The 21,515-nt window shown below is 69.8% G+C and carries 23 protein-coding genes; 8 read left to right on the forward strand and 15 right to left on the reverse strand.

Annotated elements, in window-relative coordinates:
* Nucleotides 1-44: 44 nt before the first annotated feature.
* Nucleotides 45-941, reverse strand: a complete 897-nt coding sequence (locus VGO10_RS20540) for a sugar kinase (RefSeq protein WP_327471868.1) — start codon at nt 939-941, stop codon at nt 45-47.
* Nucleotides 938-1,846 (reverse strand): pseudouridine-5'-phosphate glycosidase, encoded by a 909-nt coding sequence (locus VGO10_RS20545; RefSeq protein WP_327471869.1) that lies wholly within the window; start codon nt 1,844-1,846, stop codon nt 938-940. The genes VGO10_RS20540 and VGO10_RS20545 overlap by 4 nt, the downstream gene beginning before the upstream one ends.
* Before the next feature lie 60 nt (nt 1,847-1,906).
* On the opposite strand from VGO10_RS20545, the gene VGO10_RS20550 reads away from it, so the two are divergent.
* Both VGO10_RS20550 and VGO10_RS20555 read left to right on the forward strand, forming a co-directional pair.
* Nucleotides 1,907-2,569 (forward strand): phosphoribosyltransferase, encoded by a 663-nt coding sequence (locus tag VGO10_RS20550; protein WP_327471870.1) that lies wholly within the window; start codon nt 1,907-1,909, stop codon nt 2,567-2,569.
* Between the two features lie 47 nt (nt 2,570-2,616).
* Nucleotides 2,617-2,976, forward strand: a complete 360-nt coding sequence (locus VGO10_RS20555) for a response regulator (RefSeq protein ID WP_327471871.1) — start codon at nt 2,617-2,619, stop codon at nt 2,974-2,976.
* A 47-nt stretch (nt 2,977-3,023) separates the two neighbouring features.
* Here VGO10_RS20555 and VGO10_RS20560 read toward each other — a convergent pair whose 3' ends face one another.
* From VGO10_RS20560 to VGO10_RS20570, 3 genes are read right to left on the reverse strand one after another with little or no spacing between them, the layout of a single operon-like run.
* Nucleotides 3,024-3,704 (reverse strand): hypothetical protein, encoded by a 681-nt coding sequence (locus VGO10_RS20560; RefSeq protein WP_327471872.1) that lies wholly within the window; start codon nt 3,702-3,704, stop codon nt 3,024-3,026.
* On the reverse strand, nt 3,701-4,291 hold the full coding sequence (locus VGO10_RS20565) for an RNA polymerase sigma factor (RefSeq protein ID WP_327471873.1): 591 nt from the start codon (nt 4,289-4,291) through the stop codon (nt 3,701-3,703). Before VGO10_RS20565 ends, VGO10_RS20560 begins: the two co-directional genes overlap by 4 nt.
* Nucleotides 4,288-4,752, reverse strand: a complete 465-nt coding sequence (locus VGO10_RS20570) for a cupredoxin domain-containing protein (RefSeq protein WP_327471874.1) — start codon at nt 4,750-4,752, stop codon at nt 4,288-4,290. The genes VGO10_RS20565 and VGO10_RS20570 overlap by 4 nt, the downstream gene beginning before the upstream one ends.
* A 95-nt stretch (nt 4,753-4,847) precedes the next feature.
* On the opposite strand from VGO10_RS20570, the gene VGO10_RS20575 reads away from it, so the two are divergent.
* Entirely contained in the window at nt 4,848-5,219 is a 372-nt protein-coding gene (locus VGO10_RS20575) for a TOBE domain-containing protein (RefSeq protein ID WP_327471875.1), read from the forward strand.
* Nucleotides 5,220-5,230: 11 nt separating this feature from the next.
* Here VGO10_RS20575 and VGO10_RS20580 read toward each other — a convergent pair whose 3' ends face one another.
* Nucleotides 5,231-6,442 carry an acyl-CoA dehydrogenase family protein gene (locus VGO10_RS20580; RefSeq protein WP_414642273.1) on the reverse strand — a complete coding sequence of 404 codons (1,212 nt, stop codon included), beginning with the start codon at nt 6,440-6,442 and terminating at the stop codon, nt 5,231-5,233.
* Between the two features lie 57 nt (nt 6,443-6,499).
* Entirely contained in the window at nt 6,500-7,069 is a 570-nt protein-coding gene (locus tag VGO10_RS20585) for a hypothetical protein (RefSeq protein ID WP_327471877.1), read from the reverse strand.
* Nucleotides 7,070-7,198: 129 nt separating this feature from the next.
* On the opposite strand from VGO10_RS20585, the gene VGO10_RS20590 reads away from it, so the two are divergent.
* Nucleotides 7,199-7,447, forward strand: coding sequence for a winged helix-turn-helix domain-containing protein (locus tag VGO10_RS20590; protein ID WP_327471878.1), 249 nt, complete (start codon nt 7,199-7,201; stop codon nt 7,445-7,447).
* A gap of 231 nt (nt 7,448-7,678) precedes the next feature.
* On the opposite strand, the gene VGO10_RS20595 is transcribed toward VGO10_RS20590, so the two are convergent.
* From VGO10_RS20595 to VGO10_RS20625, 7 genes are all read right to left on the reverse strand, one after another.
* Nucleotides 7,679-8,617: a peptidylprolyl isomerase gene (locus VGO10_RS20595; RefSeq protein ID WP_327471879.1), complete on the reverse strand. Its 939-nt coding sequence runs from the start codon at nt 8,615-8,617 to the stop codon at nt 7,679-7,681.
* 422 nt (nt 8,618-9,039) lie between these two features.
* Complete coding sequence (locus VGO10_RS20600) at nt 9,040-10,563, reverse strand: MlaD family protein (RefSeq protein ID WP_327471880.1); 1,524 nt, start codon at nt 10,561-10,563, stop codon at nt 9,040-9,042.
* On the reverse strand, nt 10,560-11,894 hold the full coding sequence (locus tag VGO10_RS20605) for an MlaD family protein (RefSeq protein ID WP_327471881.1): 1,335 nt from the start codon (nt 11,892-11,894) through the stop codon (nt 10,560-10,562). The genes VGO10_RS20600 and VGO10_RS20605 overlap by 4 nt, the downstream gene beginning before the upstream one ends.
* On the reverse strand, nt 11,894-13,375 hold the full coding sequence (locus tag VGO10_RS20610) for an MlaD family protein (protein ID WP_327471882.1): 1,482 nt from the start codon (nt 13,373-13,375) through the stop codon (nt 11,894-11,896). Before VGO10_RS20610 ends, VGO10_RS20605 begins: the two co-directional genes overlap by 1 nt.
* Nucleotides 13,376-13,395: 20 nt before the next feature.
* A complete protein-coding gene (locus VGO10_RS20615; RefSeq protein WP_327471883.1) occupies nt 13,396-14,841 on the reverse strand; it encodes an MlaD family protein in 1,446 nt (481 codons plus the stop codon).
* Entirely contained in the window at nt 14,838-16,160 is a 1,323-nt protein-coding gene (locus VGO10_RS20620; protein ID WP_327471884.1) for an MlaD family protein, read from the reverse strand. Before VGO10_RS20620 ends, VGO10_RS20615 begins: the two co-directional genes overlap by 4 nt.
* Nucleotides 16,161-16,171: 11 nt before the next feature.
* Nucleotides 16,172-17,566: an MlaD family protein gene (locus VGO10_RS20625; protein WP_327471885.1), complete on the reverse strand. Its 1,395-nt coding sequence runs from the start codon at nt 17,564-17,566 to the stop codon at nt 16,172-16,174.
* Between the two features lie 158 nt (nt 17,567-17,724).
* On the opposite strand from VGO10_RS20625, the gene VGO10_RS20630 reads away from it, so the two are divergent.
* Complete coding sequence (locus VGO10_RS20630; protein WP_327471886.1) at nt 17,725-18,435, forward strand: hypothetical protein; 711 nt, start codon at nt 17,725-17,727, stop codon at nt 18,433-18,435.
* Between the two features lie 102 nt (nt 18,436-18,537).
* Entirely contained in the window at nt 18,538-19,173 is a 636-nt protein-coding gene (locus VGO10_RS20635; RefSeq protein WP_327471887.1) for a TetR/AcrR family transcriptional regulator, read from the forward strand.
* 30 nt (nt 19,174-19,203) lie between these two features.
* Here the strand turns inward: VGO10_RS20635 and VGO10_RS20640 are convergent, their stop codons facing one another.
* Complete coding sequence (locus tag VGO10_RS20640; protein ID WP_327471888.1) at nt 19,204-19,833, reverse strand: hypothetical protein; 630 nt, start codon at nt 19,831-19,833, stop codon at nt 19,204-19,206.
* Between the two features lie 190 nt (nt 19,834-20,023).
* Here VGO10_RS20640 and VGO10_RS20645 point away from each other — a divergent pair, with 190 nt between their 5' ends.
* Together VGO10_RS20645 and VGO10_RS20650 are read left to right on the forward strand one after the other, a co-directional pair.
* On the forward strand, nt 20,024-20,728 hold the full coding sequence (locus VGO10_RS20645) for a TetR/AcrR family transcriptional regulator (RefSeq protein ID WP_327471889.1): 705 nt from the start codon (nt 20,024-20,026) through the stop codon (nt 20,726-20,728).
* A 41-nt stretch (nt 20,729-20,769) separates the two neighbouring features.
* Nucleotides 20,770-21,495 (forward strand): TetR/AcrR family transcriptional regulator, encoded by a 726-nt coding sequence (locus VGO10_RS20650; RefSeq protein ID WP_327471890.1) that lies wholly within the window; start codon nt 20,770-20,772, stop codon nt 21,493-21,495.
* Nucleotides 21,496-21,515 lie beyond the last annotated feature (20 nt).

Consider the following 21,515-nt stretch of genomic DNA (forward strand, 5'->3'; position numbering starts at 1 on the left):
GCGAGATTCAATCGTCCCTCGACGCTAGCTGGCTGGCTGGCGGGTTAGGGGCGGGCGCCGGTGCGGGTGACCGCGCGGGAGCCCAACGCGCAGGCTGCGGCGAGGGCGGTCTGCGGGTCGGCTCCGGCGCGTCGCGCTGCGAGCCAGCCGGCGGCGAAGGCATCGCCCGCGCCGGTGGTGTCGACGATGCGCTCGACCTGCGGTGCCGCCGCCCGCACGATGGCGTAACCGTCGGTCCACAGCGCTCCGCCCGCGCCGAGCGTGACGACGACCTCGCGCACGCCCGCGCGCATCACCAGCGCTCGCGCCGCGGCCTCCGGCTCCTCCTCGCCGGTCAGCACGCGCGCCTCGTCGAGGTTCGGGAGCAGGAGGTCGACGCCGCTGATCCAGCGCAGGACGCGCTCGATCCCGCGGGCCGCCAGCGGCGCCGCCGAGGCAGGGTCGATCGAGATCGTCATGCCCGCCTCGCGCGCGTGGTCCAGCGCGGCGAGCCCCGCGGCGCGCGGGCCGTCGTGCAGCAGCACATAGCCCGACAGGTGCAGATGGCCGCCCGGCGCGAACAGCTGGGCCGGGAGGTCGTCGGGCGCCAAGGCGAGGTTCGCTCCGCGGTCGGGCAGCATCGTCCGCTCGCCATCGACACCGATCACGACGACGCAGGTCCCGGTGGCGCGCTCGCCATCCAACGCGACATGGACATCAACTCCGGCGTCGCGCAGCTCGGCCACCGCGCCACGACCGGCCACATCGCCACCCGCGCGTGCGACCAGCGCAACCGGCACACGCTCGGACGCCAACCACGCCGCGACGTTGGCCGCCGCCCCACCACCCGTCCAGCGCACCCGCGCGTCGGTGTCAGACGCGTGCGCGAGCGGCTCGGCCGCCGCCGCGACCACATCGACCATCACATCGCCCACGACGACGATCGCGGCCGGCGAGGTCATCCGCGCGCGACGACCGCGCTCGCGATCTCCCCCGCCAGGCGCGCGTTGGCAAGCACGAGCGCGACGTTGGCCCGCAGCGACTCACCGCCGGTGCCCTCGTGGAAGCGCGCGAGCAGGAACGGCGTGACGTCGCGGCCGCTCACGCCCTCGGCCGCCGCGGCGGCCAGCGCCTCGCGCAGGACGCGCTCGTGCAGCTCGGGATCAAGTTGTTGGTCTTCTGGCAGCGGGTTGGCGATCACCATCGCCGAGCCCTCCAACCCCAGCTCGTCGCGCGCAGCGAGCACCGCCGCGATCTCTCCTGGCGCGTCCAGCCGCCACGGCAGCGTGTGCCCGCTGTCGGTGAGATAGAAGGCGGGGAACTGCTCGGTGCGGTAGCCGGCGACGCCGATCCCCAACGTCTCCAACCGCTCCAGCGTGGCCGGGATGTCGAGGATCGACTTCACGCCCGCGCAGACCACGCAGATGCGCGTCCGGGCGAGCGCGACGAGGTCGGCCGACTCGTCCCACGTGGCGGCCGCCTCACGATGCACGCCGCCGAGACCGCCGGTCGCGAACAGCCCGATGCCCACCTGCGCGGCCACGTGCGCGGTCGCCGCCACGGTCGTCGCGCCCGTCGCCCCGCGCGCCGCGGCGATCGGCAGATCGCGTGCGCTGCACTTGACGACGTCGTCGCGCGTGGCGATCGCCTCCAGCGCCGCCTCGTCGAGCCCGACGCGCACCGTGCCGTCGACCAGCGCGATCGTCGCCGGCACCGCGCCGCCCTCGCGGACCGCCGCCTCGATCTGGCGCGCGACCTCGGCGTTCTGCGGCCGCGGCAGCCCGTGAGCGACGATGGTGGACTCCAACGCGACGACGGCAGCGCCTGCGGCCAGCGCGTCTGCGACCTCGGAAGCGACGGCGATCATCGCCTCGCACGCTAGCGCCGACACGGTTGGGCGCGCCCGCGCACGGGCAGTCGTCGGTCCATGGAGCAGCGCTACGTCGATCGCGCCGACGCGGGCCGCCGGCTGGCGCCGCTGGTCGCCGCCGAGCTGGATCCGGCCGGCGGGCCGCCGCTCGTCCTCGCCCTCCCCCGCGGCGGCGTGCCCGTCGGCGCCGCGGTCGCAGCGGCGCTCAGCGCGCCGCTCGACGTCCTGCTCGTGCGCAAGCTCGGGGTGCCGGAGCAGCCGGAGCTGGCGTTCGGCGCCATCGCCTCGGGTGGCGCGTGGGTGCTCAACGAGGAGATCGTCCTGGCGGCCGGCCTCGACGACCGGCGGATCGCGCAGGTGATCGACGAGCAGGAGCGCGAGCTGCGACGCCGTGAGCTGCGGTACCGCGGTGCCCGCGCCGCGCCCGCCCTCGCGGATCGCACGATCGTCGTCGTCGACGACGGCCTGGCCACCGGCGCGACGATGCGCGTCGCCGTTCTGGCCCTCCGTCACCGCGGCGCCGCGCGCGTCGTCGCCGTCGCGCCGGTCGGCTCGGGGGAGGCCTGCGCTCTGCTGGAGGCCGACGCCGAGGCCGTCGTCTGCCCGTTCGTTCCGCACCCATTCAAGGCCGTCGGTGCCTGGTACGAGCACTTCGATCCGGTCGCCGATGAGGCCGTCGGCGCGATCCTGGCGCGAGCGTGGGCCAGGTTGGTCAGCTGACCACGCGATTTCAGGTCCGACCCACGCGGCCGACCACCGAGGGGGACATGGCACGCATTCTCGTAGTTGACGACGCAGCCTTCATGCGCCGCATGGTGTCCGACGTGCTCACCAGCGGTGGGCACGAGGTCGTCGGCGAAGCCGCCGACGGCAACGAGGCCGTAGAGCGCTACCAGGAGCTTCGCCCCGACGTGATGACGCTCGACATCACGATGCCCGAGAAGGACGGCCTGACCGCCCTGCGCGAGCTGATCGCGATCGATCCCGGCGCCACCGTCGTCATGTGCTCCGCGCTGGGCCAGGAATCCAAGGTGCTGGAGGCCGTCAAGGCCGGCGCCAAGGACTTCATCGCCAAGCCGTTTGAGGCCCAGCGGGTCCTGACGGCGATCGAGAAGGTCACCGCCTAGCGCGACGCGCGGGCTCGCCCTCGCTGCTCCTGCAACGAGGCCGAGCGTCAGGCCCAGGCGGCGAAGCGCACGAGCTGCTGCTCGACGCCGGCGCCGCGGCCCGCCAGGACGCAGGTGTGGCCGTCGCGCTCCCAGGTGACGACCGTCGCGCCGTCGCGGCGCACGATCGAGAGGTCGACCCCACCAGCGCGCACGTGGCGGGCGCCATCAGGCGGGTCCAGCGGCTTGCCGTCGACGATCGTGTAGCCGACGTCGCCGCGCGGTCCGCGGTAGACGACGGTCATCGCATCGCGCCCCGAGAGCCGATCGCGCCGGGCGCCCGTCGTCTTCCACTTCGGCCAGGCGTAGCTGTAGTTGGGGAACGTGATGCCGCCGATCCGCTCACGCACGACCTGCGTGTTGACCGGATCGATTGCCGGCGCCGGCGCCGTGGCGGGCGCCAGTGCCAGCGCAACCGCATCGTCGACTGAGGGCGCGCTCGAGCCTCCACCGAGACCGACGAGCAGGAGCACGACGGCGGCGAGCGCCGCCAGTCCGAGACCGCCAAGCGCCGGCAGCGCGAAACGCCGCCGGGTGCCGGCGCTCGGCTGTGCGTCCGCCAAGCGCATCCGCAACGTCGCAGGCGCCTCGACCTCTCGTGCGAGCTGCTGGATGTGGCGGCCGATCGCGGCGCTCTCGGCGTCGCCGGGCAGCGGATCTTCGGAAGGCGGGGTGTGGTGGGCGGTCATCGGTGTGGGGTGGTGTCGCGGACAGGTTCGCCGAGCGTCGCCGACAGCGTCTTGGCCAGGCGCGCGCGACCGCGATGCAGGCGGGTGGTGATCGTTGCCTCCTTGGTGCGCAGCGCACGGGCGGCCTCGCGGTAGCTGAGCCCGACGATGTCGATCGCGACGACGGCGTCGCGCTGGTCGTCAGGCAGGCCGGCGATCGCGCCCAAAAGCTCGCTGACCTCCAGCGCCGCCTCGGGATGGCGCGGGTCAGACGCGCGCGGCAGGCCGTCGCGCTCGTCGTCGAGCTCGAGCGGCGCCGGGCGCCGACTCTGGGTGCGCAGCCGGTTGAGGAAGGTGTTGCGAAGCACGCGCAGCAGGTAGCCGAGGTCATCGTCGTGGCGCAGGAACCGCGGGCGGGCCAGCACGCGCGCGTAGGTCTCCTGGACGAGATCCTCGGCGTCGTGGCGGTTGCCGCAGAGCGCCAGGGCAGCCCGATACAGCCGGTCGACGTGATCGCCGAGCCGCTGGGGGTCCAGCGGGCGCTGACCCTCGTCGGGCACGCCACGGACCGTAGCCGCGATGACGCCGTGCGTCGAGGCGGTGGTCACTGAACCGTGAGCGTCCCTTCCATGCCCGCGGCGCGGTGGCCATCCACGGGGCAGAAGAACGTGTACTTGCCGGGCTTGAGCTTCAGCGTCACCTTGGAGGTGCTTCCGGGCTGGGCGATCTGGCCCGACGCGGAGACGCCGCCGGGGCCTTCGACCGAGACCGCGTGCGGCTGGCTGTCGCCGCTGGGGTTGTCCATGGTGATCGTCACGGTGCCGGCCTTGGCCTTCAGCGTCTTGGGGTCGAAGGAGAGCCCGTTGCTCTCGTCGGCCTTGATCGCGAGCTTGCCACCGGAGGAGGCCGCGGGCGCCGCAGCGGGGGTCGTGGCGGCCGTGGTCTTGGCGGGTGCCTGGCTCCCGTAGCCACCGCCGCCGCTGGAGGAGGACGACGAGCCCCCGCCGCAGCCGGCCATCAGCGCGCCGGCCACGACAAGTGCTGCGACGGAGGTGAGGAGGCGGGTCATATCTGCAGAGACTCCGCACCGTCTGGATCCTTCCCGCACGCCGGATGCGCACGATCACTTCGCTTTCAGCGCCGTCGCGAAGTAGCTTGGGCCATATGGAGAACATGGTGCGCATCGGTGCGGCAGCCGCCGCCCTCGGCCTGAGCGTTGACACGCTGCGTCGCTGGGAGCGCGACGGCCGCATCACGTTCGAGCGCCACGGCGGCCAGCGCTACCTGCCCGCCGACGCGCTGGCCGGCCTGCTGCGCGAGCGTACGTCGCGCGACCGCACCAGCGCCCGCAACCGCCTCTCGGGCGTGGTCGTCGCCGTCCAGCGCGACGGCGTGATGGCCCAGGTCGACATGGCGTGCGGTCCATTTCGGATCGTCTCGCTGATGTCGCGCGAGGCCGTCGACGACCTCGATCTGCGTCCCGGAATGACCGCGACGGCCGTGATCAAGTCCACGAACGTGATCGTCGAGCGGTAGCAGCTACCGGACTAAAGCTGGCTGTGGTTGGGCGGCAGCACGTCGGCCAGCTCGTAGGCCGCGATGTGGTGGTACTTCCAGTCCAGCGGATCGTGGACGCTGTGGGTGCGTGCATTGCGCCAGTGACGGTCGAGGTCGTACTTCGATGCCGTCGAGGAGGTGCCGCAGAGCTGGAAGAGCTCGCTGGAGACCTCCACCGCGACCTCTGACGCGAAGGCCTTGGCGCCCGCGACCGCCAGGGAGCCGCGTGCGGCCGCCTCGGCGTCGGCCGGCTCAAGACCGATCGCGTCGAGCGCCGCCGCCGCGTCGGCCAGCAGCGCCTCGGCCGCCCGCACGCGCGTCGCCGCGCGACCGTAGCGGTGAAGAACGTGGGGATCATCGGCCGCGACCGCCGCACCCGCGCGCACCGCCTCGGTCGAGGGCCGCGCCTTCTCGCGCAGGTAGGCGCGCGTGTCGCGCAGCGCACCGCCTGCGATGCCGACCTCGATCGCCGCATGCACGAGCTGCGCCCGCGCGCCGAGCTGCTGAGGCACCTCGTAGGCATGCGCGTAGTCGAGCACCAGCGCGGGATCGAGCGCGACGGAGTCGAACTTGGCCGTTCCGCTGATCGTCGCCCGCTGCCCGAGGACATCCCAATCGCGGTCGACCGTCACGCCCGGCGCGTCGCGCGCCACGAACGCCGCCACCAGACGGCCGTCATCGTCGAGCGCGCTGACCGCGATCCAGCGCGCCGTCAGCGCACCCGTGCAGTAGTACTTCGTGCCGTCCAGGACGCCGCCGGCGATGCGCACCTTCAGATCCTGTGCGTGCTGCCCCCCGCGCTCGGCCAGCGCATTGCCGATCCGCGCACCGGCCAGGACGTCACCGAAGAGCCGCGCGCACTGCTGCTCGCTTCCCCACACCGCCAGCACGTCGACGAACAGGTAATGGGCCTGCGGGACCTGCGCGATCGCCGGGTCGACGGCGGCGAGGATCCGCGTCACCTCGGCCAACGTCGCCATGCCGAGCTCCGGCCCACCGTTCGCACGCGGCACCGTGATGGCGAGCAGCCCGCTGGCGTCGAGCGTCGCCAGCACCTCGGCCGGCACGACCTCCGATCCAGCGCGATCCCGCGCGACCACGTCTTGCGCGAGCGCCTCCGCTACCGCGTGGGCGGCGGCGACCGCCTCCGCGTGGGTGCTCAGGACGGGAATCGAGACAGCGGGAAGGGACACGCCGCTCAGGATGCCACTGTCACGGTGGCCCGGTCCAGCTTTCACGAACCTGCGACGGCGAGTCGACTATGCGGCGCCCGCGCGCTGGGTAGAGGCCGCGGCGAGCTCCCGGACCTCCGGCGTGATCGTGTCGATGATCTCGGTCAACTCGAAGAGTGCCTGCTCGTCTACGACGGCAGGTGATGGATAACCACCGTCAGCAGCCGGCACCGTTGTCGCGCCGGTAAGGAGGAGCAGTTGCTCGGCCAGACCGGAGAGCGGAACCCCTCGCCCACTGTTTTCGACCAGCACATAGAAGCGCTCCGCTGCACGCCACACTCGACCATTGTCAGCTAGATCCACGACCCCCGCCGAGAACAGCGCCCGCACGTGATATGCAGTCGCGCCGAGCGGCTGACCAATGATCTTTGAAAGCTGCGTCGGGCTCAGGGGCCTGCCGTACGCCCGCATCGCATCGACGATCTTGTCGCGGCTGGGATGCGGGCGCATCGTCGCACGGCGCCTCGCCTTGTCCTCCTCGTTTTGAACGGACGCCGGTGTTCGGTGCTCGTTGTTCATGGACTCCTCGGTGATCGGCGCGCCAATGGGCTCGCCCGGGCCCGTCACACGCCGCCAGGAATAGGTGCGCAAATCCATTATGGCAGCTATAATCAATTAGCGCTGCTAGAAGTGCGTCTAGGTGCCCCCCACGCTTAGTGTCGCCCGATCTTGGGCGTCCCAAAACGCGTCTTAGCCCTCCTAGGCGAGTTACACCATCCAGTGCGCTTGCCGATTCTGCTCGCGCTCAGCGAAGGCGAGATGACCGCGGCGCAACTGGCGGAGCGCGTGGGCGTGGGATTTCCAGCCGTGAACTACGCGCTACGAAAGCTCGTCCAGGCTGGGTACGTGGAGGTGGCCCGCATCGAGGTGCGGGAGAGCGGCCCCGGCAACACGACCCACCGCGTCTACCGCGGAAAGGGCGAAGATTGGGCGCGCCTGGTCACGCTTTTGGACGAGTACGCCCGCAGTAGTTGACGTGCCCGACGCTTGAGACTAAGCACTTGCGACGGCTGAAGCGCGCGCACAGGGCCATCACCGTGCATGGTCTGACCTGCGGCGCACCGTGCGCCGAGGTGATGGCTGCCCTGGGCGAACTCCTGGGCTCGGAAACGCGGCGGCTGGCCTCGGCCGCTCGGCACTAGCGGATTGAGACGACCCGCCCGGCAATCGGGTGGCAGCACAACGCTGCCACCCGATGTTCTGCGACTAGTTATACCCCACGGATTCCCCTCCGATCATCTGAGCGACGTTCGGACCTGGGCCGCCCCAGCCCAGTCGGGTGCTCTGATTGTACGGATGCCCAATCGCGCCAATTCCGCCATTACAGAAGGTCGTACCTGCCCAGGTACCGTTGCTGTTGAGCGCATTGCCGCACATCGGCCATCCATCGCCGCTGTACACGTCAATCAGGGCAATCGGCAACCAGTTCGCCATCCAGAGGCCACCCGCGTTGATCACACACCCTAAAAAGCCAGGGCTGGTGCACAAGTACGCAACGTGGTTGAGCGCGGCGTGTGCGACCGGCTTCTGCCGCTTGAACGGTCGCGATGCCCCCATCTTGACCACCACCGACGGCTTGCCGACTCGGTGGAGCGCCAGCGATGCCAGCGGGTAGCCCGACTTGACGGCGTACAGCCCGCTTGGATTGGGAACGACAGCTGACACGTCGCCTGATTGCAACGTGGCGGTAGCGGTGGTGACCTCGTCAGGAACCAGGCCGACCTGCGTCGTGGGACCATCGGTGGCAGACGTTTTGGGACCGCCGGGTGCTGGCTGCTTCGGAGAAATCAACAGCACCTGAAGTGCCCCGGCCTTCGCTTGGGCGTTGTCGGCACAAGCCGAGATGTTCTCCTTCGTCTCGAATACGACGCACAACCCGGAGTCACCTGAAAGCACCGACCATGATCCCCCGCCAGGCGCCGCGACGCGGTGGACATTGCGAGCGTCCACACCGAACTGGCGCCCCGTCTGGGAGTCGATGAAGTGGGAGACAGCAGCCGGCACCGATGTCGTCGGTGCGCCGCGCAGTGCGGCGAACGCCGTCCGCTGAGCAGCCGTAGGCGTCGAGGCTGTCGCCATACCAACGTAACCCAGGAGCGACGCCGTCACCAGGACCGCGAGCCCACCGAGACTCTTGTTCAACATACGCACGAATGCGCTCCAATCTGCGAACCACTGTGTAGCTCGCGTCGTGATTATGACGTGCGGAGCACAGCACAGAGCTAAATCGCGCGGGTGAAATTGGAGCTTTTGCCACGCTTCTGTACTGATAGTGGTCCGTGTCAGGAGACCTCACTGCTTAAATGCGCCGTGCTCTCGGCGTAAGTGACTGAGAGATGATTAAGGTGAAGACTTCCCACCACGACGGACAGTCTCTGGGCAACGCGGACCGGAGGCCTCGCGCCAGCAGTGAGGTCATCAGCAAGCGTGGCATGGGATGGCGCTAGTCTTCTCACCTGGCTAGCGGTCAACGGCGAGAAGTAGGATCGGGCTGCAGGAATGGGCTCGTGTCTGTCCAGACACGAGCCCAGCGCTCGCTGCGGTTCGAACAGGCGGTCTTGCCGAGGTCAGCCGGGCGGTGAGGTGCTCGCCGGCTCGGCGCGCAGCTGCGGGAAGCTCGTGCTGTGTCCGGGGTAGGCGCCCTGGACCTTGCAGGGCGGGGCGGCGACAGCATCACCGCTGTCGGCCCGGAACGCGTACTGCTGGATCAGTGGCGCAAGGCTCTCCGGATCCGAGGTCGTCGGGATCGCGACGTTGCCGACCGGACACGGACCGGTACCGAAGATCGACCCGCCGGACTTCAGCCCGGCGACGAGCGAGTCCGGAGCCGCGTACGGGTTCAACCGCGACGTTCCGAGCGGCCGCGGGTAGTACGCCAGCGACTCCGGGGTCAGGAACTGAGCGAGCCGCAGGTAGCGGACGCTGCTGTCGGTGCCCCCCAGCGTGCCGAAGCTGGAGTTCGACTCGCCCCCGATGTCGAAGGCCTCCGACGCGCCGACCGTGTTGGCCAGGAAGCCCGTCACCTCGTGCTTGCTCTGGGAGACGTGATCGATGATCGGGTTGACGTTGCGCAGGAACGGTTGGAACGCGTCGAGCAGCTCCGGGAAGTTGCCGAGGATGCGGTTGAACACCGGCAGCCCCTTCTGCGACGCGTCGACGACCTGCTTGAGCTGGCTGAAGAAGCCGTCGAACTGCGGCGCCACCTTGTTGAGCGCGTCGAACGCCGGGCCCATCGCGGTCGCCGCCGGCTGCAGCTGGCGCACGACCGGCTGGGCGTGGTTGCCGAACTCGGTCAGCTGTGGCAGCGTCGCGCTGCTCTCGCGCTCGAAGCGCGGCAGCCGCTGGAAGATCTTGGCCAGGTCGTCGTTGCGAGCGGCCGTGACAGAGAAGAGCCGCTGAGAGTCCGTCACCAGGCCGCGCAGCTCCCCCTCGCGCTCGCTGATCGCATCGAAGACCTCGCCCGTCGAGGAGATCGCCTTGCTCGTTGCCGCTTGCTGGGCGTCAAGCGTCTCGAACAGCCGCTCGAACTTGTCCGTGAAGCCCGGCAGCTCGCCGAAGAACGCGTTGATGTCCGCGCCACGTCCCTGCACCGCCGCGGCCTGGGACTGCATCCACGTCTGGAACGCCTTGCGCGTCGGCGCGTCGAAGGTCGCCAGGATCTCGTCGAGCTCGACGGTCGGCGCGACATGCCCGGGGTTGAGCGTGCCGCCGTCGGGGACCTGCGGGCCCTTGTGATCGCCGGGCGTCAGCTCGACGTAGGTCTCCCCCAGCAGCGACTTCACCCGCAAGATCGCCTTCGTGTTCTGCGGGATCGGCGCGAACTGGTGATCGAGCCGGATCGTGGTCAGCGTGCGGTTGCCGTCGGGCTTGAGCTTGACGACCTTGCCGACGCTGACGCCGGAGATCCGGACGTCGGACTGGTTGGCCAGCTGTGTGGCTTCCGGGAAGGCGATGTGGAGCTCATAGCCCTTGGGACGCAGCGGCGACGAGCCGCCGAAGGCCATCCACAGGTAGAGGCACGCGCCGAAGCTCGACAGCGCGAAGATCGCCATGACGGCGATGCGGCCGAAGGTGGGGACGGTCTTGATCACTTGACACCCGCCCCACAAGATCCGACCGGCGGCGTGTCGAGGAGCTGGAGCGTCGTCGCCAACGTCGGGTTGTCCTTGATGTCCAGCGCGGTCTTGCCCAGGAGGTCGAGCGTCCCACAGGGGAACAGGACCAGCGTGTGCCGGACCGGGCCGATGCCGTCCTGAGAGGCCATCACCGAGTTGGTGTTGTGGCCGGCCCACGGCACGTAGTACAGGTAGCTGTTGCCGTGAACGCCATTGCCGGGCGGGTCGTGGGCCAGCTCGGCAACCAAGTTGTTCAACATCTTGGTCAACGTGTCCAAGTCCGGCGTGGCCTTGGCCAGGTGCCCGGCGGTGGGCACGAGCTTGGCTGCCACCGGCTTGGCATCATGCGCAAAGGGCCGCAGTGAGTCGCGGATCACCGGCGTGGTGTCCTTGAAGAACGGGCGCGTGTCACGGAGCGACGGTCCCAGCGCCTTGGCGCCGGGTGCTAGGTCCTTGAGCCCGGTCTTGAGCGTCGTGCTCAGCGTGTCGAGCTTGCCGAGGGCGACGTCGCTCTTCTTCAGCGCCGTCGGCAGCAGCGAGAGCGTCTCGCCGAGCTTGTCGTTCTGCGCGGTGAAGTGACGGAAGACGGCGGCGCTGGAGTTGACGAACTCGCCGAGATCCTTGTCCCGCGCGCCGAGCTCCTGGGCCAGCAGCGACAAGTTGCCCATCACCTTGCGGAGCTTGACGCGCCGCTGAGCGACCAGCCGCTGTGCCTCCTCGGCGTGGCGCGAGAGCGGCTCGAAGCGCTTGAGCGTGGAGGCCAGCTCACGCCCGCCGTTGCCGCCCAGCGCCGTCCCGGCGCCCTGCAGCAGCGCGACGAGCGCCGCGCGCGTGTCGCCGTCGAGCCCGCTCAGGATCTCGTCGAAGTTGACATCCGGGTTGGTCGAGCTGACCGGCAGCGTGTCGCCGCTGCGCAGCAGGTGTCCGCTGCGGCCCGGATCGAGCTCGGCGACCATGTCCTTGAGCGCGGTCTTTGGACGGAGCAGCAGCGTCGCGTCCGGGTGGACGTGGCCGTACTTGTGGTCGATGCGCAGCTTGAGCACGGCGCGGCCGTTCTTGACTTCCTCGCCGGTGATCTCTCCCACCTTGACGCCGGCGATCGTCACCGCGTTGCCCTGGCCGGGCAGCACACCGGCGGAGTTTGTGAACTCGGCGTTGACGTAGAAGTACTGCTTGCCCAGGCCAGGGGTCCACGTCGGCCAGTTCACGCGCTGGTGAGCGAGCAGGTAGCCGCCGACGAGCAGCCCGCACGTGATCATGAGGCCGAGCCAGATCGCGTTGCCCAGCTGCTTGCGGACGCCGCGCATCAGCCGCCGCCTCCGCCGTCGACGGCCTTGTCGTCGGGCGCCGGGCCGTTCGGACTGGCACCGTCACGCGGCCCCGTCGACGCGGCGTTGTTGACGTTTGGGACGGGATTGCTCGCGCACGGCACCGAGCGCACGAAGGGCGGCAGCTTGTTGCCGTAGGCAGGGCGGGTGCTCAGCGGCGGCAGCGTCGGCTTGCCGATGAAGGGGAAGTTGGAGTAGTTGGTCTTGCCCGTCACGATCGGCGACGCGCCGTGGGCAGCCTGGAGCCGGAGGTAGCCGCCGTTGCCGTCGAAGAACTGGCCCTCCCCGGCCATCCCGACCAAGGAGTACCAGAACTCCTTGTAGTTCTCCGTGTTGGCCGAGAGCGCACCGTCGTCGACCTTCAGCTTGCCCGTCGGGATCAGCACGTCGGTCGCGCAGCGGTTGAAGGCATCGATGCGCGGCAGCCACTCGCGCGTCGCGTGGCCCCAGGCGGCCAGGTTCTTCGTGGCGGGCTGGAGACGGTGCAGCAGGCCGCCGGCCTCCTCCTCGCTCAGCGCCAGGCGGGCCTGCTCGAGCCAGGGCTTGGCGGCGGCGATCGTCGCCGGCAGCTCGGGCAGGCTTGCCGTCAGGTTGCGCGCAAACTGGCGCGTGGCAGGCAGGGCGGCGTTCAGCTCGGTGAACCCCTGCGCGGCATGACGGGCCGTCGGCCCCAGCTCGGCGACCGACGTGCGCAGATCGGCCGCGTGCGTCGCGGTCGTGCTCATCGTGGTGTTGAAGTCGACGATGAAGTCGGCCAGATCGGTCTGGTGATCGGCCAGGGTGGTCATCACCTGGCCCAGGCCGTGGATCGTCTTGGCAAGGTCGTGGGGCTTGGGACCGAGCAGCGCACCGGCGACCTGTGCGGTGTCGCGCAGCGAGCGCGGGCTCGTGTCCAGCGTCTTGTTGAGCGCCTGGCCGGCGGTGAGCCCGCGGACCGCCGGGTTCTGCTCGACATCCTCGGCCGCCGTCGGCTTGCCGTCGAAGGTGGTGCCGAGCCCCTTGACGGCTTCCTGCAGCGAGCCGCGCGTGTCGGACTGCAGGGCGGTGAGCACCTGGTCGAGCTGCACCGGCGTCCCGGTCTGGGTGATCGGGATCATGCCGCGGTCGTCAAGCGTTCCCGCGCCGGGCGTGCCGGGCTTGAGATCGACGTAGAAGTTCCCTTCGAGGAAGAGCCGCGGGCGGACCTTCAGCGTCGCGTCACGGTGGATCGGGCGGCCGTTGCTGTTGATCCGCAGCGTGAGGACCGACAGGTTGGTGTCCTTATAGCGACCGCTGCGCACGACCTCGCCGACGTTGACGCCGGCGATGCGCACCGGCGAGTGCGGCCGCAGCAGGTTGGAGCTCTTGACAACGGCCTGGATCTCGAAGTGATGCTGGAACGGCACGGCCTTCGTGAAGCCGAAGTAGGCGACCAGAGCCGCGAGCAGGATCGCGAACAGACCCGCGCGTAGTGGCGGCATGCCGAGGCTGTGGTTGCGCCTCACTTGACGGCCCCCCGCTTGGTCTTGTCGACGGCGGTGCCCTGGTTGCCGGGGATGTTGCCGATGACCTGCTGCTTCGGGATGTACTTGTCCAGGCCGGACTCGCACTCCTTGATCTGCCCCGGAGCCGCCGTGTTCGGATAGGGGTTGCTGTGGAGATAGGTGTCGCGGATCGGGGTTTTCCTCGGGTCCGGGTCGTCCGGCGGCCCGTTGGCCGGGGCCGAGGACGGGCCCGCCTCGCTGTTGGGCAGCTGGGCGGCCACGACCGGATCGGTCCGCAGGAACGTCCCAACCGCATCGCCCTCTGACAGCGCGCTGCCCAGGTTGCGGAACAGCAGCGACACGTAGTTGCAGGTCGTTTGCGTCGGCGCCAGGAACGCCACGGTCGGATTAAGCAGGTTGGCCGTCTCGGTCAGGCGCTGCAGCGCGGGTAGCACCCGCGGGTCGCTGACGAACGTGTCCAGCGCGTTGAGCGTCGCGACGATGCGCGCGTTGAGCTGCGGCGAGATCTTCAATGCCGGCGTGCCCGCCTTGAACGCGGGCGCCAGATGCACCGAGGCAGCGGCGAGCGAGGCAAACGGCTTCTTGAAGCGCCGGAACAGCTCGGTGCTGTCGGCCTCGAAGCCAGCCTGCGCCGGCAGCTCGCGCGTGGCGACGTCCAACGCGTGCGGGCCGCCCGCGATCGACGCTTCCAAGGCATCCGCGTTGTCGGCGAACGCGCGGAACGTGGTGTTCAGGTTGCCGAAGAGCGCTGCCTGGACACCAGCCACCGGCGCGACCTCAGCCGCCGCCTGCGCGAAGGCCGGGAAGAGATCCTGGAACTTCGTCCTGGCCGCAACGAGGTTGCGCGCGCCCGGCTCGAGGTGTTGCACGAGCGGGTCGAGATCGCTCAGCGCTTGGTTGATGTCGCCACCCCGCCCGGCAAAGGCGGTGCCGTAGGCGAAGAGGTTGTCGGTCGAGCCCTGGCGCGTCGGCTCGTCATACATGTTGAAGAAGTCGTCGATGTCGATCGGCCGCGTCGTGCCGCGCGGGACGGTCAGCGTCCCGTCGGCCGGGATCGTGCTCGACGCCGTGCCGCGGGTGATCTCGACGTACTTCAAACCCAGCGACGACTTCGGGCGGACCTTGACCACGCTGTCGACCGGCAGGTGGTTGGAGGTGTCGTCCAGCGCCAGCTCCAACCGCGCGCCCGTCGATCCGTCGCGTCGCGCGATCGCATCGATCTTGTGCACGACGCCGACGCGCGCGCCGCCGATGCGGACCTCGTTGCCGGCGATCAGCCCCGCGGCGTCGGGCAGCACCACGTTGACCTTGTAGGTCGGGACGAACGGCAGCCCGTGGTTGGCGTTGTAGGACAAGAACACCGCGACGATCGTCACGAGCACCGTGACTCCGCCGATCAAGATCGGGTTGGCCGCGATCGAGTTGTTGCGCCGCCGGTTCACTTGCCGCCCAGGAGGTAGCCCAGCAGCGTGGACGAGGTCTTGGCACGGGCCGCGGACGCCCCGGCAGCGCTCTTGTCGGCGGTGTAGAAGCTCGCCGAGCACCCCGACCCGAGGTCGACGTCAGGCGTCCGCGTCGCGCAACTGCCGACCGAGATACCGGCTCGCGTGTAGTGGCCCGAAGCGTCCTCGCCGTTGACCGCGCCCGTGTAGAAGTAGATGAACCGCATCAGGCTCTCGATGCCGCCCGTGTTGTCGAAGCTGGTCGACAAGCTGCCGAGGTTGGCGGCCAGCGGCTCGAGTGGAATGCCCAGTGCGTTGAGCTGCGAGACGACCGCGTCGATCTTCGGGAACGTCGTCCGGCCCTGGTCGGCGACCTTGCCGAGTGTCTTGAGCGCCGGCCGCGCCTGCTGGGTCAGCGGGCCCAGCCGGGCGGTCGCCTCGTTGAACGCCGGCGCCTGGTCATCCAGCGCCTGGATCGCCGGCCCGGTCTGGTCGGCCAGCGCGCCGAGCCGGTCGGCCGCCGGACCGAGCTCACGCAGGAAGGCAGGGAACTTGGCCAGGTTCTGCTCCAGCGCGTCGCCCTGGCGCGCGGTCGCCGCGCCGGCCGCACCAGCGTTCTTGATGAAGCCCGTGAGATCCCTGCGGCGGTCGGCCAGCGGCCCGAGCACCTTGTTGGAGTCGTCGACCAGCTTGCCCAGCGTCGCGTTCTGACGCGCGAGGACCGCCACCAGCTGATCGGTGTACTGCAGCGCCGGGCTCGCCCGCCGCAAGGCCGCCTGCAGGGCTTCGCCGTTCCCTGACAAGCCGGCGCCGAGCTCGTTGATGATCAGCGGCAGCCGCTGCTGCTCGGGCACCCGCATGATGTCGTTGAGCAGGTCGACACCGACCGGGGTCTGCGTCCGGGCGACCGGCAGCAGGTGCTGCCCTGCCCCCGGCTCACCGGACTTGATCGTCGGCAGCTCCGGCGCGGGCGCGCGGTCGCCGCCGCGTGGCTGGGTGGGCTCGCACTGCACGTACTGCTCGCCGATCAACGACTGCAGTCGGATGGCGCAGCTCGCGTCGGTACGGAACGGCTTGAAGGCCGGGTCGTCGATCTTCAGGACCACGACCGCGCGGTGGTGGTCGTCGACGTCGAGCGAGTCGATGGTCCCGACGTTGACGCCCGAGACCTTCACGTCCTCTCCGGCGATCACGAAGCTCGCGTTGTCGAAGATCGCACGCACGCGGTAGGTGCCGTTGCCGTCGTCGTTTCCGCCGGCGCCCAGCGCCGCGCCGGTGGCGACCGATCCCGCGAAGACGGCGACGCTCAGCGCGGCCATGCGACGGAGCCTCATCCGGTCGCCCTCACGCTCTCGGACGGATCGCAGTCCGGCGCGGCGAGATCGCCGTCGTCGACGAACGGCGTCGACTTGTCGGCGGGAGCCGGCGTCGATGCACCCGGGCAGCGCCGCAGGTTGCCGCTGGTCAATGCCGGACTGGTCCCGCGCTCGTCCACCGGCCGCGGCGTCAGGTGCCCGCCGTTGCCGTCGTCGGTGAAGGTGAAGGCGTTGAAGATCGGCAGGCCGCGGATGTAGTGCCCGTTGGCGTCGTAGGCGGCGCCCGCGGCGTCGAAGCCTCGGATCCAAGCGACGAGATCCGGCGCGTAGGGCCGGGCGAAGCCGAAGATCGGCGTCGAGTCCTTCAGCGCCTTCTCACCGCTCGGGAACGTCCGGTCGGTGAGCTTGCCAAGCGCCGGCAGGTCGCGCAGCGCATCGAGCAGGTCGTTGGCCTTGCCCGGCTGGGCGAACATCTTGCGCAGGCTGGCGAAGGCCGGATCGGACTCTTGCAGCACTGGGGTGAGCTGCTTGAGGAACGGCTCGAGGTTCTTCGTGGCCGGTCCCGTCGTGTCGGTCAGCTTGCGCAGGTCGCCGAGCGCCGGGCGCAGCGATACGAACGCGTCGCTGCCGCTGTCGAGCGCCGTGGGAACCTCATGCAGCGCGTCGCTGAGCGATGTGGTGTTGGACGCGAGCGCCGCTGCGGTCTGACGCGTGTTGGAGACCAGGTCGGTGAGTTGCGCGCGGTGGTCGGCGATCGTGCCCATCGCATCGCTCGTCGCGGTCAGGAACTGCTCGAAGCTCGCGCTGTCGCTGGTGATCTCGTCGGCGACCTGACCGAGTTCGGCCAGCGCCTTGGGAATCCGTTGCGCCGAGAGGTTGGCCGCCGGCTCCTTGCCGTTGTACCAGTCGGCCGAGCCCTTGATGAACCCCTTGAGACCCTCGCGCGTCTTGGGGTCCAGCGCGTTGAAGAGCTGGTCGATCTCGACGATCGACGTCGTCTTGTCGCCCCGGATCAACGCCCCGTCGTCGAGAACCGGCCGCGTCTCGGACGCCGGGCTCACATCGATGTACCGCGAGGCCACACCGGTCAGTCCCTCGGCGCGGATCGTGGCCGTCGTCCCCTCGTGCAGGCGGCCGTAATTGTCCTTGATGGCGATGTCGACCTGTGCCTGGTCGTCATCGGAGAGACCTACCGACTTGACGGTGCCGGCCGCTGTCCCGCCGATGCGCACGACATCGCCCTTGACGAGCTGACCGGCGCTCGGAAAGACGAGCCGGTACTCGTGGGGATGGCTGCGCAGCAGGACCCACGCCAGCACCGCTGCGACGAGCAGCAGGGCAGCGAGGGCGAGCCGGCGCGGCGCCCAGGACGGATGGCGTACCGCGGAGGAGATGGCGGCAATGTACACGGGCTCGTTTTTTGCGGCAACGTGGAACCGAAAGCGCACCTAAAGCCGCCGCAACTTCGGCATCTCGATCGAGTTCCCATTGCAGACATTTCTGTTTGCAGCCGACGCCGGGAGCGGTTACGGTCCCCGACGTCGCAGAACCAACGAGGAGAGCATTGATGCGCAAGTTCCTGATCCCGGCCGTGGGCCTGCTGGTCCTGGTCGTGGTCGCGGTCGCGGTTGCCCAGAGCCCGCCGACGACCGTGACGTCCACCACGACGGTGTCTCCCAACAAGGCGGGGACCAAGAAGAAGCCTCAAGGCGTCAAGCTGATCTACAAGGCCACCTACACCACCCCGGGTGACGTCGAGCACCCCATCATCACGGGCGGCACGGTGCTCGTCCCCAAGGGCGGCCTCTATAACGGCAGCAAGTACCCCAAGTGCTCGGCGGCGACGTTGAGCCACGGCGGCCCCAGCAAGTGCCCACCCCACTCGATCATGGGCAGGGGCACCGGTGACGCGCACGCCGACACCGTCATCACGCACCCGTCGATCACCGTCATCAACGGCGGCGGCAAGAACATCTGGTTCTGGACCGTGCTGCAGAACCCCGCGCGCGTGCAGGCGATCGTCCCGGCGACCATCGTCAAGTCGACGGGCCAGTGGGCTTACAAGGTCACCTTCAAGGTGCCGACCTCCTTGCAGATCGTCGCGGGCATCCCGATCACGCTCGACTCGTTGAACGTGACGCTCGGCGGCAAGTCCTATGCCAAGGACTGGCTCGCCACCACGAGCTGCCCGGCCAGCAAGAAGTGGCCGTACGAGAGCACGTTCGACCTCAGCACCGGTGGCTCGATCAACTACACCGGTAGCGTCGCCTGTAAGTAGTCACCCCGGCCACGGGCCGGACCACGTGCAACTCCGGGGGCTCATCGGGTCTGAGCCCCCGGAGCTGTGCGACGCTTCATCGATCAGGGAAGGTCGTCGCCCGTGCCGCCCACCGCGCTCTCCGAACTTACCCGGCCCGTCGTCCTGCGCGACGGCGCTGCCGCGGTGCCCAGCTCCTGGCCGGCCTGCGCTCGCAGCCGGCTGCTTGCCGCGATGGCCCAGGCCGCGGCGGTCAACGGCTTTCTCGACGTCACCGTCGACGACGTGATCGTCGCCGCCCGCGCCTCACGCCGCACCTTCTACGAGCACTTCGCCAACCGCGAGCAGTGCCTGCTGGCCACCTACGACGCCGTCTGCGACGACACCATGGAGATCGTCACCGAGGCCGGACCCGCCATGGAGCCTGCGCTGACCGCCCTGTTGCGCTACTTCGCTGCGTGGCCCGCACATGCGCGCGTGCTCTGCATCGACATCCTCGCTGCCGGGCCCGCGGGCCTCGCGCGCCACGAGGCGACGATGGGGCGCTTGGCGGCCGAGGTCGTCCGCTACGAGGACCCGCTGGAGCGACCCGCGCCCGGGACGCTGCGCTCCGACGACGTGGCGCACGCCGTGCTCGGCGCCGTCCACCGCATCGTTCAGCGCCGGCTGATCGACGGTCGGCACGCATCGCTGCCGCGGCTCGCACCGGCCATCTGCGCCCTTCTCGCGGCCGAGCGGCCGGCAACGCCGACAACCTGAGCGCAACAGCCGCTCAGTGGCGCGCAACGTTCACGCCGTCAGCGCGACCCTCGGCTCGAACACCCGCGCCGTGCTCGCCACATCCCGCGCCAGTGTCGGAAGCTCAGGTGCGCGACCGTCGGCCACCAGCTCGCCGATCATGCGAAACACCGCGCCGACCATCAACTCGAGCGCGAGCTCTGGTAGGAGCTCCTCCTCGTCGTTGGCGTGGCGCGCCTGCTCGGTGGCCAGCAGTTCGACGTAGCGGGCGCGGAAGACCTGACGGATCTCGCGCAGCTCCTCACCGCTGCTGACCGACGTGACAAAGCACAGGTGGGCGACGTCCGGCTCCTGCGACAGGCGCCGGAGCATCCGCTCCAGCGCCACCCCGAGCTGCTCCGGCCAGGACTCGGCGAGGCGAAACGATGCCGCGTACTCCGCGAACAGCTCGCCCGACGCGCGGCGGTAGGCATCGGCCACGATCCGCGCAGCGCCTTCAGGGCAATGCCGCGCGATCGCCGACGCCGGCACCCCGGCGGCCGCAGCCAGATCGGCCATCGTGACCTCCACTCCCCCGGTCATCAGGACGGCTGCCGCCGCGGCCCCGCGCAGCCGCCCACACGTCGCGCAGTCAGGCGGGCACGCCCGCGCGCCGGTCGGGACCTCGCTCAGCATCCTCATCCGTCCCCCAAGTTCGCTTGCCGGCGGCTTTGAGACCGCCGGATCGACCACACTCCCCTCTAAGAGCCGCCACGCCGAACGGTGTGACGCAGCCTTATTGGTTGGTCCGCCGCCTGACGCACGCCGGTCCGGGCGCATCGGGGCGTCGAGGCACTGGCGGACGGTGAGAAACAGCAGTATGTTTTGAGGCGTGGAGCCCCGTCCGTCGCACAACCGTGCACCACACCAACTTCCGGCTGGTCGGCACGGACTCCCGCGGGCATTCGTGGTCTCCAACCAGCGCGAGCGGATCCTCGATGCGGTGCTCCAAGCCGCCAGCCAGTCGGGCTACGCCGCCATGCGGATCGAGGACGTCATCGCCATCGCGGGCGTCTCTCGGCGCACGTTCTACGACCACTTCGCCAACAAGGAAGAGGCGTTCCTGGCGGCCTACGAGCTCGTGCTCGAGCAGCTGCTCAGCGGCGTGACGAGCGCCTTCGCCTCCGGCGAGAGCTGGACCTCCCGCGTGCGCCGCGGCCTCGCCGCCTTCCTCAACCTGCTCGCGTCCGAGCCGGTGCTGGCCCAGGTGTGCGTGGTCGAGGCGCTGGCTGCAGGACCGCGCGCGCTCGCGCGCAGGACGGCGGCGATGGAGGAGTTCCAGGCGCTGCTGCAGCCACCCAAGGGCGACGCGCTGGCCACCTCGACCGCGCCGCCGGTCGCCGTGGAGGCCATCGTGGGCGGGATCTACGAGGTCATCTACTCGCGCGTCACGTCGCAGCGGACCGAAGAGCTCCCGAGCCTGCTGCCGTCGCTGCTGCACAGCGCGCTGCTGCCGTTCGTGGGAGCAGAAGTCGCCGAGGCCGAGTACGAGCGCACCATGCGCACCGCGGCCGAACGCGCGATCCCCGCGCCCTGACGCCCAAAGCGTCCGGCGAGACATGTATGTTTCCACTAGTCGTGCCTGAGCAGACTCCGAAGAAGCGTCACCGCGAGTCCCATCAACTGCCCGCCGGCCGCCACGGCCTGTCGCGGCAGTTCGTGGTCTCCAACCAGCGCGAGCGGATCCTCGCCGCCGTCGCCGAGGTCTGCAGCGCGTCGGGCTACGTCGCGATGAGCGTCGAGGACATCGTGGTCACCTCCGGCGTCTCTCGACGGACGTTCTACGACAACTTCCGTGGCAAGCAAGACGTCTACCTCGCCGCTTATGACGAGGTCACCACCCAACTGCTGACGGTGGTCGTCTCCGCCTATGAGGCCGCCGACGGCCTGGCGGCCAAGATGCGCGACAGCCTCGCCGCCTTCCTGCAGTTCGTCGCCGACGAGCCCGCGTTCGCCGACATGTGCATCGTCGAGGTCATGGCGGCCGGCAGCAACGCGATCGAGCGGCGCAACCGCACGATGAAGGCCTTCGCCGAGCTGATCGAGCAGGCTGCCGCCGCGGAGCTGCCGAAGTCCAAGCTCCCGCCCAGCTTGACCGCCGAGACGCTCGTCGGCGGCATTTACGAGGTCGTCTACGCCCGCGTGCTGCAGGGCCATGGCAGCCAACTGCCCGCGCTGCTGCCCGACCTCCTCTTCTCCGTCCTCCTGCCGTATGTGGGTCGGGAGACGGCGGCCTCGCTGCTCGAGGACGAGCGCCGCGGCTCCGGGCCGGCGCCGGCCGTCACGCAGACCAGCCGCTCCTAAGCAGCCAGATCCGTCAGCGT

Source organism: Baekduia sp., assembly GCF_035996765.1.
Taxonomy (GTDB): Bacteria; Actinomycetota; Thermoleophilia; order Solirubrobacterales; family Solirubrobacteraceae; genus Baekduia.